A 15,591-nucleotide genomic window follows, 5' to 3' on the forward strand; every position below is an offset into this window, starting at 1 on the left:
GTTCAACCCTATTTCTTCCTTCATTTCGTTAAGATTCATTGACTAAAAATTTCAATATTCCTGCATCTCCCCTTTTTGCAGCAGTATATAAAAAATGGGGAAAGTCCAGTAAATATTGCAGTTTGCGAAATTAAATCTATATGATATAATAAACAGTGCAGCTGGTTAAAGCAAAATACTTATTAAACTACAGGAGTGTGTAAATTTATGCGATTTAAGAAAAGTTTTATTGTAATAACATTAGTGTTAATTATGCTATTATCTGTAACAGTTATGGCACAGAATACTCAAAAAGAACAGAAAGAAAAAATAGCTGCTACAGTTAATGGAGAAAAGATAACAATGCAGCAGCTGAAGAACTTTACTGGAATAGAACCTTTACTTATGAAAATGTTGAGAATAAATCAGGAATTTACAGGATTTTTAATTCAGAGTGAGGCTGGAAATCAGCTAATTGAAGATTATAGAAAAATGAAATTAAATCAGCTCATTATGAGTGAATTGGTTGTTCAGGAAACACAAAAAAGAGGAATGACCCTCAATGATGAAAAAAAAGATGAAATTTTTCAGAAACAGCTTGATGCTTTAATGTCTGAAAATGATAAAACATTGGAAGAATTGACTACTGATATAAAAAAGGATTATGACTCAGTGGAAGACTATAAAAATGAATTTTTTAGTAGAAATAAAATGGGTATTTTAGTAAGACAGCTGAGAGAAGATGTTATTTCAGATGTAACTGTAACAGATGACGAAGCTCAAGAATATTACAATAATAATAAAGAGAACTTTAGAGTTTCTAAACAGAAAAAAGTTAAGCATATACTTGTTGATGAAAAGGAAAAAGCAGAAGATATTCTTGCACAGCTGAAAAATGGTGCTGATTTTGAAGAAATGGCAAAAAAACATTCTACTGATAGTTCAGCAGAAAAAGGTGGAAATCTTGGTTATCTGGTAGCAAATCAGAGAGGTATGGATCCAGCATTTATGGAAGCTGTTATGCAGCTTGATAAGGGTGAAATGAGTGGTGTTGTTGAAAGCCAATCTGGATTTCATATTATAAAAGTTACTGATGTAAAAGAATCATATATTGAAGAATTTAATAAGGTTAAAGATGATCTTAAAAAAGAACTTCTAAATCAAAAGAAAAATAAAAAATGGGGTGAATTCCTCGATAAATTGAGAGAAGAAGCTGATGTAGAGATCATGATTTAATAATAGAATAATTGAGTGTAAAAACCCCATTTTGTATGGGGCTTTTGCTTTATGATTATTGTCAGAATATTTTTATTTTTAAATTATACTTGCATTTTAAGATAACAATGTGTATAATTATAAAAAATTGATAATCAAATCCTGAGAAGGGGAGAGTAAATTTATTTTTAATTAAGCGAGCTGGAGTTGGTGTGAGTCCGGTATTAAAGATAAATTGAAGCGCACCCTGGAGGAGCTTTGCTGAATTAAGTAGGTAAAGACACTGAACAGTGTTAAAGTTTTGAGTGGGCAGTTATGATATCAATCTGCCAATTAGAGTGGTAACACGGGAAGTCTCGTCTCTGTTTTTGGAGAGCGGGATTTTTTTATTTATAATAAAGGCTGTATTATCATAGAACAGTGTATATCTTAAGGAAAAATTTAAGAAGAGTTTATTTATGGTACAAAAATTTAATTATTTTACAGGGGTAATAAGGCTGAAAAATTGATAATCAAATCCTGAGAAGGGGAGAGTAAATTTATTTTTAATTAAGCGAGCCGGAGTTGGTGTGAGTCCGGTATTAAAGATAAATTGAAGCGCACCCTGGAGGAGCTTTGCTGAATTAAGTAGGTAAAGACACTGAACAGTGTTAAAGTTTTGAGTGGGCAGTTATGATATCAATCTGCCAATTAGAGTGGTAGCACGGGTAACCTCGTCTCTGTTAAAAGAGATGAGGATTTGTTGGTTTAGGGATGACAAAATTCATTAATTTTAAAAATCAAGGAGGAAAAAAATGCTTAAAAACAAAAAGAATTTAGTAGTAGTTGTAGTGGTGATTTTAAGTTTGGGTTTAATTCTAAGTGGGTGCAGCAGCCAGGAAGAAGAAATGACAAAATTAGAAAAGATAAAAGAAGAGGGGAAAATAGTTCTGGGAACTGCAGCTGATTATCCACCATATGAATTTCACAAGCAGATTGATGGAGAAGATCATATTGTTGGTTTTGATATTGAAATTGCAAAAGAGATTGCAAAAGATATGGGTGTTGAACTGGAAATTAAAGATATGAAATTTGATGGACTTCTGGCAGCATTACAGGCAGGAAATATAGATTTTATTGTTGCAGGTATGGTTCCGACAGAGGAAAGAGCCAAAAGTGTTGATTTTTCACAGCCTTATTATCAGGCAGAACAGAAATTTTTAACTAAAGCTGGTAAAGGCAGTGAATATAAAACTATTGAAGATTTAAAGGGATTGAAGATTGGTGCACAGAAAGCAACAGTACAGGAGAAAATTGCAACCGAAAGAATAGAAGCTTCAGAAACCAAGCTGTTAAGTAAAATTACTGATCTTGTGCTGGAGCTTAAAAATGATAAAATAGATGGAGTAGTACTGGTTAAACCTGTTGCGGCTGCTTATGCTGATGCAAATGAAGATCTTGAGGTTGCAGATGTTTCTTTTGGTAAAGAAGATGGAGTAGCTATTGCTGTTCAGCAGGGAAATCCTGATTTGCTTGCTGCAATTAATAGTACTCTTGATAGATTAATTGAAGAAGGTAAGATTGCTGAATTTATTGCAGAAGCTACAAAACTGGCAGAAAGCAATTAATAAATTATAACAGAAGAGTTATTTAATTAATAATATTTAAGTATATAAGGGTGCACTGCGAAAAGTTGATTTTGATATCATGTCAATTTTAGAAGTTTGGTATGATAGGGATTATATAAGTCTAAATTTTATTTAATACTTTTTGCAGTGTAACCATCTAAGTGGTCTCCCATAATTTTTAACTGGAGAAACTTCTTAAAAGTTTATTATATGAGTGGTGATTAAATTGTTTAATAGATTTTTAAACGAAAAATATCAAAATAAAACAGATTCATTTATTGCAGCTGCAGCAGATTTAAAAGAATCTAAAGATAATATTATAGATTTAAGTTTGGGGGATCCAGATATAATTACAGCAAAATCTGTAATTAAAGAAGCAGCCAGAGATGCAGAAGCAGGTTATACCAGATATGCTCATCCGCGCGGAGATAAGGAACTTCGTCAGGAAATTATTAGGTATTACATGTGCAATTATGATGCTGAACTGACTCTCAATGAAATGATGGTGACAGTAGGTGCCTGCCATGGGACTTTTCTGGCCCTGGCAGCAGTTTTGAATTCGGGAGAAGAGGTAATTATACCTTCTCCATATTTTACACCATATAAAGGTCAGGTTGAGCTTGCAGGAGGAAAAGCAGTTTTTCTGAAAACAAAAATGGAAGATAATTTTCAAATAGATCCAGAAAAACTTGAAGAGCTTATCAGTGATAAAACTAAGGTAATATTAATAAATTCTCCACACAATCCTACAGGAGTAATACAAAATAAAATGATTCTTAAGCAGATTGTTGAGCTGGCAGAAAAATATGATCTGCTGGTTTTTTCAGATGAAGTATATGAGGCATTTGATTATAATAATAAATTTTATTCATTGATAAATTTTCAGCAGCAGAAAGAAAGAATAGTAATTTTAAATAGTTTTTCCAAAATATTTGCTATGACAGGTTGGAGAGTTGGGTTTGTTATAGCTCAGCCTGATATTCTGGATATAATGCAGGAGATAAATGAAGGTGTATGTTATTCTGCTCCTTCTATTTCACAGCGGGCTGCTTTATCTGCTTTAAGGCAGGAAAAACAGATAAAAGATGAGATAATAATAACTTTTAAAGAAAGAGTGGAATATGTCTGGAAAAAAGTTAAAGAAAATCCATATCTATCTGCTGCAGAACCTGAAGGTGCTTTTTATCTTTACATTAATATCAAAAAAAGCGGATTGTCTGCTGATGATTTTGCTTTAAAGCTGTTAAAAAATAAATCAGTACTTGTACTGCCAGGTAGGGATTTTGGTGATTCTGAAGGTGAGTTTGTTCGGGTTGCCTGTACCCTGGAAATAAAAGAACTAGAAAAAGCATTTGATAGGATAAATAAATTTATACAGGAACAGATAGGGGTTGAATAATTTTGCTGCAGAATATTAAATTAAAGTATGGTGATAAAGAAAAAATATTTTCTTGTAAGGGAAATAAAATTAAAAAAATTATTCAGGCTGATAACTACAGTAAAGATGATAATAAATTAATGAAGGATATTGTTAAATCCGCGCTCAGTAACCCTGATGGAAGCAAAAAACTTTCTGAAATTGTTAATAAAGATGATAAAGTAACTATTGTAATTTCGGATATAACAAGATCCTGGCAGAAAATCGATAAATTTCTTCCTTATATTATAGACGAAATAACTGCAGGTGGAGTTGAACTTGAAGATATTACTATTCTGGCGGCGACAGGTTCTCACAGATCTCATACAAATGAGGAGATAGACCGGCTTCTGGGGAAAAATACTGCAGGAAAAATTAAATTTGTTGACCATAACTGTTATGATAAAGATAATTTAAAATTTTTAGGAAAAACATCTTTTGGCACACCTGTTTATATAAATAAAGCTGCTGTGGATGCAGATAAGTTAATATTAACAGGTGGAATTGTTTTTCATGATATGGCCGGTTGGGCAGGTGGAAGGAAATCTATTCTTCCAGGAATAGCAGGTTATGAAACAATTATGTCAAACCATTCTCTTACTTTAAACAGCAGAAAAGTTGGTGGTATAAAAGATGATGTAAGAAGTGGAAATTTTGATAATAACCCTGTCCATTTAGATATGATGGAGGCTGCAGAAATGATTCCACCTGATTTTATTTTTAATGTTATACCAGATGGGAAAGGTGGTATTGCGGCAGCAGTAGCCGGAGATTATAAAAAGGCCCATAAAAAAGGATGCAAACTTATTTCTGATATGTTTGGTATAAAAATTAATAAAAAGGCAGATCTTGTAATAGCATCCTGTGGTGGATTTCCTAAAGATATTAATCTCTATCAGGCTTCTAAAGCTCTTGTAAATGCAGCAGCTGCAGTAAAAAATAATGGCTGTGTTATACTTATGGCAGAATGTAGGGAAGGAATTGGACATCCAGAAGTTGAAGAAATTATGCAGAAATACGAAAATAATTTTTTAAGAGAAGATTTTTTGCGCAAAAAATTTAGCATTTCCAGATATACAGGTTATTTAATTACAAAGACTATAGAAAATATAAAATTTATACTAATAAGTGATCTTGAAGAAAAATATATTGATAAAACAGATATTATTTTGGTAAACACACTGGAAGAGGCGCTGGCAGAAGTTGAAAAGTGGCCACATTATTTAGAAAATATTTATGTGATGCCAGATGCAGCAAATACACTTCCTGTTGTAGAAAGTTAGGAGGATTATATTGGATTTTTCATTTTTAGCAGATTATTATAAGTTTTTCATTAATGGAACTCAGATTACAGTAATGCTGGCATTTTTTTCAGTTTTATTTGGTATATTTATTGGTGTTTTTCTTGCAATGTTCAAAATATCAAGCAATAAAATATTAAAAGCATTTGCATCAGCTTATATTGAATTTATTAGAGGGACACCACTGCTTGTACAGTTGTTTATTATCTATTATGGTTTACCCATGTTCGGAATTGAATTTCCTGACTTTCCACTTTTTGGACAAAATGTGGGAGATTTTATGGCCGGTGTTATTGCCATGTCTATTAATAGTGGTGCATATGTTGCTGAGATTTTTAGAGCAGGTATTCAGGCTGTTGACAAAGGACAGATGGAAGCAGCTAGATCACTTGGTATGCCGTATGGAATGTCTATGCAAAAAATAATACTGCCACAAGCTTTTAAAAATATACTGCCTGCACTTGGTAATGAATTTATCGTTGTGATTAAGGAATCAGCTATTGTTTCTATTATTGGTATTCATGATCTTATGTATAATGCAGATACAGTTAGGGGAAATACTTATAAACCTTTTGAGCCTTTAATTGTTGCTGCCTTAATATATTTTGTACTGACATTTACCCTGTCTAAAGCTGTTGGTTATTTAGAAAGGAGGTTGAGTACAGATTGATAGAAATAAAAAAATTGAACAAAAAATTTGGTGATTTACATGTGCTTAAAGATATTGATCTTACTGTAGAAAAGGGGGAAGTTGTTGTTGTAATTGGACCAAGTGGATCTGGGAAAAGTACTCTCCTTAGATGTCTTAATAGACTTGAAGAGCCTTCAAGTGGAGATATTATTTTTGAAGGTATTTCAATAATGGATGATGAACATCATGATATAAATAAACTGCGGCAGAAAATGGGCATGGTATTTCAGCAGTTTAATCTTTTTAATCATATGAATGTCATGGAAAATATAACTCTGGCACCAATTAAATTAAAAAATATGAATACAGAGGAAGCAGAAAAAGTAGCCAAAGATTTGCTGGATAAAGTTGGACTGATGGAAAAAGAAAAAAGCTATCCGGCACAGCTTTCTGGAGGTCAGAAGCAGAGAATTGCTATTGCAAGAGCACTGGCTATGTCTCCAGATGTGATGTTATTTGATGAACCAACTTCTGCACTGGATCCAGAAATGGTTGGAGATGTTTTAAAAGTTATGAAAGATCTTGCTTCTGAAGGAATGACAATGGTTATTGTTACACATGAAATGAGTTTTGCAAAAGAAGTAGCAGATAGAGTAATAATTATGGATGAAGGTAAATTGATCGAACAGGGACCACCAGAACAAATTTTTAACAATCCCCAGCATCCGCGAGCACAGGATTTTTTGGAGAGGGTTATAAATTTGTTTTAATTAAGATAGTTAAAGAATTCATTATAATAAGTTGCCCTCGACCGGGCAATTTTTTATTTATATATAAGTTATGTGAAATATTTCATTTGTACCTGGTACTAATATGCGAATTTGTACCTGGTACGTAATATTGACATAAAATTCAAAAAATGATACACTTTTTTAATATAAGTGATGTCTGACAAGTTTAAAAAGGGGTAATTACTGAAAAAATTTAAGGGAGGCTGAAAATTTTGATAGAGAAAAAATCTCGTGCTGTGGAGATTAAAGATCTTAAATTTAAATATAAAGATCAGGAAAAAGAATCAGCATTAAATAATATTAATTTAAATATTGATAGAGGTCAATTTGTTGTTATTATGGGCCCAAGCGGGGCCGGTAAATCAACACTTGCCAACTGTTTAAATGGCCTGATTCCACATTTTAAACGGGGAGAATTTTCAGGCAAAGTTATTGTAAATGAAAAAGATACCAGTGATAATAAAGTTAGTATAATGGCAAAAGAAATAGGACTTGTGTTTCAGGATTTTGAAGCACAGCTTTTTTCTACAAATTTGGAACTGGAAATTGCATTTGGCCCGGAAAATTTTAAATTTCCGAGAGAAAAAATAAAAGAAAGAATAAAAAAAGTATTAAAAACAGTAAAACTGGAAGGACTGGAAAATAGGCAGCCGTCTACACTTTCTGGAGGACAGAAACAGAGGCTGGCAATTGGATCAGTATTATCTTTTGAACCTGATATAATATGTATGGATGAACCAACAACCGATCTTGATCCACTTGGTAAGCTGGGTATCTTTAATATAGCAGAAGAATTACATGAACAAAGTGACCTAACATTGATAATTATTGAACATGAAACAGAAGAGGCTTTAAATGGTGACAGACTTTTAATAATGGATGAAGGTGAAATTCTCCGAGACGGAAAGCCAGAAGATGTTTTAAAAGAAGTAGATTTTATTGATGAGATTGGAATTATGTCTCTGCAGATTCCAAAATATTTTTCTCGTATTTCGAATCTTTCTCAGGATGAACTTCCACTTAGACCGGAAGAAGGACTGCAGACTTTTAATGAGCTCAATTTAGAAATAAATGAAGAAAAATACAATCAGATTTTAGAAAAAGAAAAGCAGAGAAGTGACAGCTATGGTGAAAAATTAATAGAAGTAAAAAATCTTCACCACACATATTCTGATGGAACAGAAGCATTAAAAGGTATTGATCTTGATATTAGAGATGGAGAATTTCTTGCTGTTTTAGGTCATAATGGGAGTGGGAAAACAACGCTTGTAAAACATTTCAATGCTCTTCTTGAACCGACAGAAGGAAGTGTAAAAATTAGTGGTAAAGAGACTGTTGATTCAAGTATTTTTGAAATAGGGAAAAAAATTGCCTATGCATTTCAAAATCCGGATCATCAGATATTTGCTGATACAGTTTATGAAGAAGTTGCTTTCAGCCCTAAAATAAGGGGTGTATCTGAAGAAGAAATTGATTTGAGAGTTAAAGAAGCACTGGAATCTGTTGATATGCTGGGATATGAAGAAGAAGATCCATTTTCTTTAACTAAAGGAGAGAGGCAGAGAATTGCAGTTGCTTCTATTTTATCGGCAAGGCCAAAAGTTATTATACTGGATGAACCAACAACTGGTCTTGATTACAGTGAGCAGAAACAGATGATGGATTTAATTAAAAAATTAAATGAACAGGGTCATACTATTGTAATGATAACACATACTATGTGGGTTGTTTCCGAATATGCACATCGTGTTGCAGTTATAAATGAAGGTAAGCTAAGTATGTATGGTGGTATAAGAGATGTATTTAAGAGAGAAGAAGAACTCATGAAGTCATATCTTAAAACACCACATATAGTAAGTATGAGTAATAAAATGGGTAAAACATTTTTATCTGTTGAAGAAATGATCAGCTGTACAGAGGGAGGAAGATAATATGGATATGTTCTTATATATGGATAAAGACACTTTTGTACATAACCTTGATCCTAGAACAAAAATATTTGTTATGTTTGGGACATTTACAATTGCACTACTATTTAATTCTCTTCCTGTACTTTTAGCTCTGGCAGCATTAGTACTTTTTTATGGTTATTCCGGAAAAGTTCTGGCCAATCTCAAAAGAATTAGAGTCATATTGTTTATGATTGCACTTATGTCTATTTTAATCTGGTCGATTGTAGGAGGTGGTGAGACTAAACTACTTGGCCCGATAACTTTAGAAGGATTTATTTATGGGCTGACTGTTGCAGTTAAATTTAATGTAATGATAATAGCAGGGATGATATTTTTGAGCTCTACAACTATTGAGGGTATTTCACTTGGCCTGGTAAAACTAAAAATTCCATACAGAGGAGCATTTGCTTTTTCTACGGCAATTAGGCTTGTACCGATGATTGTTGGAACTAGCTATACTATTACTCAGGCACAGCGTTCGCGTGGGCTTGATCTTGATTCTGGATCTATTTTTGAAAAAATAAAAAAATATGTACCACTTATTATTCCGACCTTTGTTTCTGTTATAAGAGGGACCAATGTCTTTTCAATGGCATTAGAATCTAAGGGTTTTGGATATGATTCGGAGAGAACTAATTACCTTCAGTTAAGCTATGATAAGAGAGATTATATATTTATGATAATAACATTTATTTTGGTAGCTGTATCGATTTATGTAAAGCTGACATTTGATTTTTAAAGTTTATTTATATATAACAGGGGTGAGTTATTTGGAAAAAGCAGTTATAGGTGGAACAGGAGTATATGATTTAAGTGATAAAAATGAGAGCAAAGCTGTAAGAACAGAATATGGAGATGCAGAAGTAGATATTATTGAATTTGGCGGTGAAAAAATAGTATTTCTGGCCAGACATGGAAAAGATCACTCTAAACCACCACATCAGATAAATTATAAGGCTAATATGAAGGCCCTTCAGAAACTTGGTGTACGTTATGTTTATGCAACTGCAGCAGTCGGTTCCTGTAATGAAAAGTATGGGCCGGGAGATATAGTAGTGGTTAATGATTTTCTGGATTTTACTAAAGGAAGGCAGCTTACCTTTTTTGAAGGAGAAGATATGCCTGTAAAACATTTTGATATGAGTGATCCTTACTGCAGCAATCTTAGAAGTGAATTTTATGATAAAGCAGAAGAGAAGGAGCTGCAAATTGCCGGAAGTGGTGTCTATGTTTGTACAGAAGGACCGCGATTTGAAACAGCTGCCGAAATAAGAATGTTTCAGAAACTGGGTGGAGATGTTGTTGGAATGACAGGGGTTCCAGAAGTTGTGCTGGCCAAGGAATTGGGGATCTGCTATTCTTCAGTTGCAGTAATAACTAACTGGTGTACAGGTATGAAATCAGAAGTTTCAGAACATGAAATAAAAAATTCACTGGCAGATAATAAAGAAAAGATTATAGAAGTAATTCTAAATATTTTTCAAGAGGGACTTGATCAGAAACACTGCAGATGTACTGAAGCTGCTATCAATGTTTAAATTTCTGAGTGTAAATTAATTTGGTTACTTTATTACCAATCAAAAAGATCAGAATTTAATAAATTAAATATGCTATTTTACAAGGGGGAGTTTTTAATGAAAGAAGTATTTAGTATGTGGAAATCGACCAAGATGGTTGTGCTTGTTGCACTCTGTGCTGGACTATATGCAGCTTTATTAATTCCGTTTAAATCTATAGTATTAATTCCAGGTATTACAGAAGTCAGACCTGCAAGTGCATTACCTGTTGTGATGGGATTATTGTTCGGTCCAGCCGGAGCCTGGGGATCTGCGATTGGAAACTTAATAGGAGATTTTTTTGGATCACTCGGTATAGGAAGTATTTTTGGCTTTGTTGGTAACTTTATGTTCGCATATATTCCGTATAAGGTATGGGATAATATGGGTCTTGTAAATAAAAATGATAGAGAACCTGATCTTAAATCTGGAAGGAAAATATGGACATTTATAGTTGCAGCTCTTGGAGGTGCTTTAGGCTGTGCTTTAATTATTGGCTGGGGACTTGAATTACTAGGTATGGTACCTTTTGCAGCTCTTGGTGCAATTATCACTCTCAATAATTCTATTCCTTCTATAGTACTTGGAATACCACTTCTTATTGTACTTTATCCCAGAATCAAAAAATGGGATTTAATGTGGACAGATATACTTCCTCCAGAAGATATGCCTAAAACCGGAGCAGCGGCAAGAATGGGATCTATTATTATGTATTTGGGAGTAATGTTTGGTCTTCTGGGCGGTCTGGCAGTTGCAGCAGGAGCAGCAGGACAGGAACTATTCAGTTTTACCGGTCAGGCTGGAGAAGGTACAAGTGTTATCTTAGTGGCAGGTATTGGTGTTGCGGCAACCTTTATTGGCAGTTTTATGCAGTAAACATTCAGCACCAGTTAGCTGCATATTTAATATTAAGCAATAGAGGAATAGAAATAAAATTGATTTTTTGAGTAAGATAGGAATATTTTTATTATAGCAAACAGGAAAGAGGTTTAATGATGAAAAATAAGGACCTGGATTTTCAGACGCTAACTATTCATGGAGGAGCAGAAGGTAAGAATGCAAATAATGCTTTAAATCCTCCAATTTATCAGACAAGCACATTTGTTTTCGATGATTTAGAACATGTGGAAAAAGTGATGTCATTTGAAAGTGATGATTATGTTTATACAAGAGGTAATAATCCTACTCTGAGATTGTTTGAAAAAAGAATGACTGAACTGGAAAAAGGAAATGGAGCAGTAGCGTTTTCTTCCGGAATGGCGGCAATAAGTTCTGTACTGTTTTCTTTAACAAAACCGGGGGATAATGTAATAGTAAATAAAACACTTTATGGTTCCAGCTATAATGTGGCAACAAAACTTCTGCCGGAATACAGTGTGGACTGCAAAATTGCTGATCTGAGCAGAACAGACAAGCTTTATGATCTAATAGATGAAAACACAAAGGTAATATATTTTGAAACACCTTCCAATCCCAATTTGATGATTATAGATATTGAAAAAGTTGCAAAAATTGCAAAAGAAAAGGATGTTAAGATAGTTGTTGATAATACTTTTGCCACACCTTATTTTCAGCGCCCACTTACTCTGGGAGTAGATGTGGTTGTACATAGTGCTACAAAATATATCTGTGGTCATGGTGATTCACTGGGTGGTGTTGCTGTTTCTAAAGATGCAGATTATATTCAGCGGTTAAAATTTGACTATATGTGTGAATTTGGAGGTGTTTTAAGTCCCAGTAATGCCTGGTTAATGCTTAGAGGATTAAAAACACTTGCTTTAAGAATGAGAGAACACGAAAAAAATGCTCAGAAAACTGCAGAATTTTTGCTCGGGCACAAAAAAGTTAAAGAAGTTTATTATCCAGGGCTTGAAGATTTTGCTGGACATGAAACTGCCAAAAAGCAGATGGATGGTTTTGGAGCAATGATCAGCTTTGAAATTGACGGCAGTTTTGAAAATGCCAAAAAATTTATTAATTCTGTTGAACTGGCTCAGCTGGCTGTTTCTCTCGGAGACTGTGAAACATTAATAGAACTTCCAGCAGCTATGACCCATCGAGGTTATCCTGAAGAAAAGCTGGCCCAGTTTGGATTGACAAAAAGTATGATCAGAATTTCAATTGGACTAGAACATTATCAGGATATTATTGATGACCTGGATAATGCACTTTCGCAAATATAATTAAAACAATTCCAATTTAGAGATATTTTACTTGGATTGGAAATTCATCTTCTTAAACAGTAATAGATGGTTACACTGCAAAATGTCTTAATTAGCAATTTTGAATTTTATAATCCTTATTATGGCAGGAGTGTCAAATTGTTAAAATGACCAAAATCGACTTTTTGCAGTGCAATCATAGATAGTTGAACAATAAAATAAAAGGCTACACCAATCTGCAGTCTGGATTTGAGATTGATTTAATTTTTTGTTATTTTAATTAACAGACTGGAAAATAATAATTATTATATGGAATTGCTTTTTAAATAGCTGAAGGTGGTGGTGGTTTTATTAATTTAGATTCCTATCAATTACGGTATATATATCATACTGATATACACAAAAGTGCTTATATTATTGAACTATCTTTGAATAAATATGATGATCTCTTTAACAGCTGGGATGGATCTGCTCTGGATAGAAAAGAACTAAATCCAGAACTTGCCGATTATCTGGAGAGGGCGAGCTGGGAGCTGCCGATTAAAAATAAAGTAGAACTGTGTTTTTATATGCCGGAAGAAGAAAAAAATATAAAAAAAGAAAAAGATTCTAGAGCAACAATAAAAAATAATTTTAGGATGGATCTTCATTTAATTAACAGAGATTTAAAGATAAATAACAAAAAATCATTAATATATATTTTTATGGGACTAATCTTTCTTTTTCCAACATTGATATTAAAAAACTCTGACTTTAATCTCTGGCTTGATATGCTTATGCAGGGAGTTTTTGTAGGGGGATGGGTTTTTCTCTGGGAAGCATTTTCTCTGTTTTTCTTTGTCAGTCATGATCTTCGAGATAAAAAGAAAAGATATCTAAGGTATCTTGATTCAGATATCAAATTTAAGTATTACTAAAAACTTACAGAGAGCAAAAAGATTTTTAATACTGTCATATAATATTAATGTAAAACAGCTCCCTACTGTCATCACTGTGTAAAAAGGGCTTAAGCTTTGACGAAAATAAAGCATTTTTCCTTGCTGAACTGCTTTTTAATAATTAGTAAAAGAAGTTTTTATTTATTTAGAAATAAACTTTCTGCTATTTAAGCAGGGAGTTTTTTCATGTGAGGTGTTAAAAAAGATATATTTTATCCTGTGAAAGGGCTAATAATAGAGTTTAAAAAAGAAATTTGTGAAAATTTTGTTTTATTTTGTCAAAAGACTTGACTTATTGTTTTTTAAAAACTATACTAATAACAGTTATTGTCTGAAATATTTAAATATTCTACAATGTAAAAATAAATAAAATGGAGGGATTTAGAGGAAGCAAAAATTAAATAATAAGAGGAGTCTGATCTAGAATTTTATTCAAGACTCATTTTATAAGTTTAATCAAGAAATAATAAGAATTCATTCTAAAAAAACTAAAATGGAGGGGAAAGATGGGATTTTTTAAGATCAATGCGGCAGTAAGTAATTTTGTCTGGGGACCTTTTATGCTATTTCTATTATTGGGTACTGGTGTCTATTTAACCTTTGGTTTAAAAGGAGTAACAATTCGCAAATTATTTTATGCTTTTAAAATGCTGTTTTCCGGAATTGATAAAGAAAAACAGAAAGGTGAAGGAGATATAACACCATTTCAGGCCTTAATGACTTCTTTAGCCGCAACAATTGGTACAGGTAATATTGCAGGAGTTGCAACTGCTATATTTATGGGAGGACCTGGAGCAGTAGTCTGGATGTGGATTACTGCATTTTTTGGAATGGCAATAAAATACAGTGAGGCAGTGCTGGCGGTAAAATATAGGGAGAAAAAAGATACCGGTCAGTTTGCAGGTGGTCCCATGTATTACATCAAAAATGGACTGAGTAAAAGCTGGAACTGGCTTGGTGTAGCTTTTGCAATTTTTGCAGCTTTAGCTACTTTCGGCATTGGAAATACTGTTCAATCAAATTCAGTTGCAAGAGCACTGGGACAGTCAGTTGGAATACCTTACTGGGTTACCGGTGTGGTTTTAGCTGTATTAACATATGTTGTTATAGTAGGTGGGATTGAAAGAATTGCTGAAGTTACAGAAAAATTGGTTCCTCTGATGGCAGTGATTTATGTTTTAGGTTCTATCTGGATTATTGTTGTTAATATCAGCAGTTTGGGTCCAGCATTTTCTCTGATATTCAAAAGCGCCTTTAGTGGTCATGCGGCAGTTGGTGGATTTACCGGAGCAACTTTATCACAGGTAGTACGTTTTGGAGTTGCAAGAGGAGTATTTTCTAATGAAGCAGGACTCGGTAGTGCTGCTATAGCTCATGCGGCAACTACAACAGATGAACCTGTTCGCCAGGGTATTGTTGGTATGTTAGGTGGTTTTATTGATACAATTATCGTCTGTACAATGACTGCTCTGGTTATTATTATGAGTGGTGTATGGTCTGTAGGAGAAACTGGCGCTGAACTGACTACTCTGGCTTTTAACAAAGGACTTCCAGGGCCAGGTGGTTATATAGTTGCATTTGGTTTAATATTTTTTGCTTTTTCTACAATTCTGACCTGGAGCTATTATGGAGAAAAATCGATAGAATATATACTTGGTTCAAAATCAATTAAAGTCTATAGATATTTATTCGTTATATTTGTATTTGTAGGTGCAGTTGGAAACTTAGAAGCTATTTGGGCTTTAGCTGATACAATGAATGGTCTAATGATTATTCCTAACTTAATTGCGATTTTAATATTAAGTCCTGTTGTGTTTAAAGAAACGAAAAAATATTTTCAAAATAATTAATCTTAAATAATATTTCAGATAATAACTGAATGTGAAATTACTTATATATCTATCTGAAGATAATAAATTCTTCAGATAGATATAATTAAATCTGGTAAATATGTCTGGGAGATGTAATTATGAATTATCAGGATAAGTTTAATAATATCAGGCCAGCCTGGCTGGAGATCAATTTAGATAACTATGGGCACA

At 33.2% G+C, this 15,591-nt stretch carries 13 protein-coding genes and 2 other annotated features; all 13 genes read left to right on the forward strand.

The window, feature by feature from the left end:
- Window positions 1-207 precede the first annotated feature (207 nt).
- The 13 genes from DER71_RS10560 to DER71_RS10620 all read left to right on the forward strand — a co-directional run bounded on the left by DER71_RS10560 (window position 208) and on the right by DER71_RS10620 (window position 15,399).
- Window positions 208-1,215, forward strand: a complete 1,008-nt coding sequence (locus DER71_RS10560; RefSeq protein WP_114458770.1) for a peptidylprolyl isomerase — start codon at window positions 208-210, stop codon at window positions 1,213-1,215.
- Between the two features lie 134 nt (window positions 1,216-1,349).
- Window positions 1,350-1,561, forward strand: a binding site (T-box leader).
- Window positions 1,562-1,706: 145 nt separating this feature from the next.
- Window positions 1,707-1,918: a binding site (T-box leader), on the forward strand.
- Between the two features lie 70 nt (window positions 1,919-1,988).
- Complete coding sequence (locus tag DER71_RS10565) at window positions 1,989-2,801, forward strand: transporter substrate-binding domain-containing protein (protein ID WP_114458771.1); 813 nt, start codon at window positions 1,989-1,991, stop codon at window positions 2,799-2,801.
- A 226-nt stretch (window positions 2,802-3,027) separates the two neighbouring features.
- Window positions 3,028-4,200, forward strand: a complete 1,173-nt coding sequence (locus DER71_RS10570; protein WP_158531763.1) for an aminotransferase class I/II-fold pyridoxal phosphate-dependent enzyme — start codon at window positions 3,028-3,030, stop codon at window positions 4,198-4,200.
- A 2-nt stretch (window positions 4,201-4,202) separates the two neighbouring features.
- Entirely contained in the window at window positions 4,203-5,501 is a 1,299-nt protein-coding gene (gene larA / locus DER71_RS10575; RefSeq protein ID WP_233487048.1) for a nickel-dependent lactate racemase, read from the forward strand.
- Window positions 5,502-5,511: 10 nt separating this feature from the next.
- Window positions 5,512-6,189 carry an amino acid ABC transporter permease gene (locus DER71_RS10580; protein ID WP_114458773.1) on the forward strand — a complete coding sequence of 226 codons (678 nt, stop codon included), beginning with the start codon at window positions 5,512-5,514 and terminating at the stop codon, window positions 6,187-6,189.
- Window positions 6,186-6,920 (forward strand): amino acid ABC transporter ATP-binding protein, encoded by a 735-nt coding sequence (locus tag DER71_RS10585; protein WP_114458774.1) that lies wholly within the window; start codon window positions 6,186-6,188, stop codon window positions 6,918-6,920. The genes DER71_RS10580 and DER71_RS10585 overlap by 4 nt, the downstream gene beginning before the upstream one ends.
- A gap of 236 nt (window positions 6,921-7,156) precedes the next feature.
- Window positions 7,157-8,872, forward strand: coding sequence for an energy-coupling factor ABC transporter ATP-binding protein (locus tag DER71_RS10590; protein WP_114458782.1), 1,716 nt, complete (start codon window positions 7,157-7,159; stop codon window positions 8,870-8,872).
- A gap of 1 nt (window position 8,873) precedes the next feature.
- The gene (locus DER71_RS10595; RefSeq protein ID WP_114458775.1) at window positions 8,874-9,632 is read left to right on the forward strand and encodes an energy-coupling factor transporter transmembrane protein EcfT; all 759 of its coding nucleotides are present in this window, start codon (window positions 8,874-8,876) and stop codon (window positions 9,630-9,632) included.
- A gap of 31 nt (window positions 9,633-9,663) precedes the next feature.
- Window positions 9,664-10,431 (forward strand): S-methyl-5'-thioinosine phosphorylase, encoded by a 768-nt coding sequence (locus DER71_RS10600; protein WP_114458776.1) that lies wholly within the window; start codon window positions 9,664-9,666, stop codon window positions 10,429-10,431.
- A gap of 96 nt (window positions 10,432-10,527) precedes the next feature.
- On the forward strand, window positions 10,528-11,325 hold the full coding sequence (locus tag DER71_RS10605; RefSeq protein ID WP_114458777.1) for a QueT transporter family protein: 798 nt from the start codon (window positions 10,528-10,530) through the stop codon (window positions 11,323-11,325).
- A 116-nt stretch (window positions 11,326-11,441) separates the two neighbouring features.
- Window positions 11,442-12,632: an aminotransferase class I/II-fold pyridoxal phosphate-dependent enzyme gene (locus DER71_RS10610; protein WP_114458778.1), complete on the forward strand. Its 1,191-nt coding sequence runs from the start codon at window positions 11,442-11,444 to the stop codon at window positions 12,630-12,632.
- A gap of 407 nt (window positions 12,633-13,039) precedes the next feature.
- On the forward strand, window positions 13,040-13,528 hold the full coding sequence (locus DER71_RS10615; protein WP_233487049.1) for a hypothetical protein: 489 nt from the start codon (window positions 13,040-13,042) through the stop codon (window positions 13,526-13,528).
- A gap of 527 nt (window positions 13,529-14,055) precedes the next feature.
- Window positions 14,056-15,399 carry a sodium:alanine symporter family protein gene (locus tag DER71_RS10620; RefSeq protein WP_114458780.1) on the forward strand — a complete coding sequence of 448 codons (1,344 nt, stop codon included), beginning with the start codon at window positions 14,056-14,058 and terminating at the stop codon, window positions 15,397-15,399.
- Window positions 15,400-15,591: the final 192 nt, after the last annotated feature.

This window comes from Halanaerobium sp. DL-01 (genome assembly GCF_003338615.1).
GTDB lineage: Bacteria > Bacillota > Halanaerobiia > Halanaerobiales > Halanaerobiaceae > QPJE01.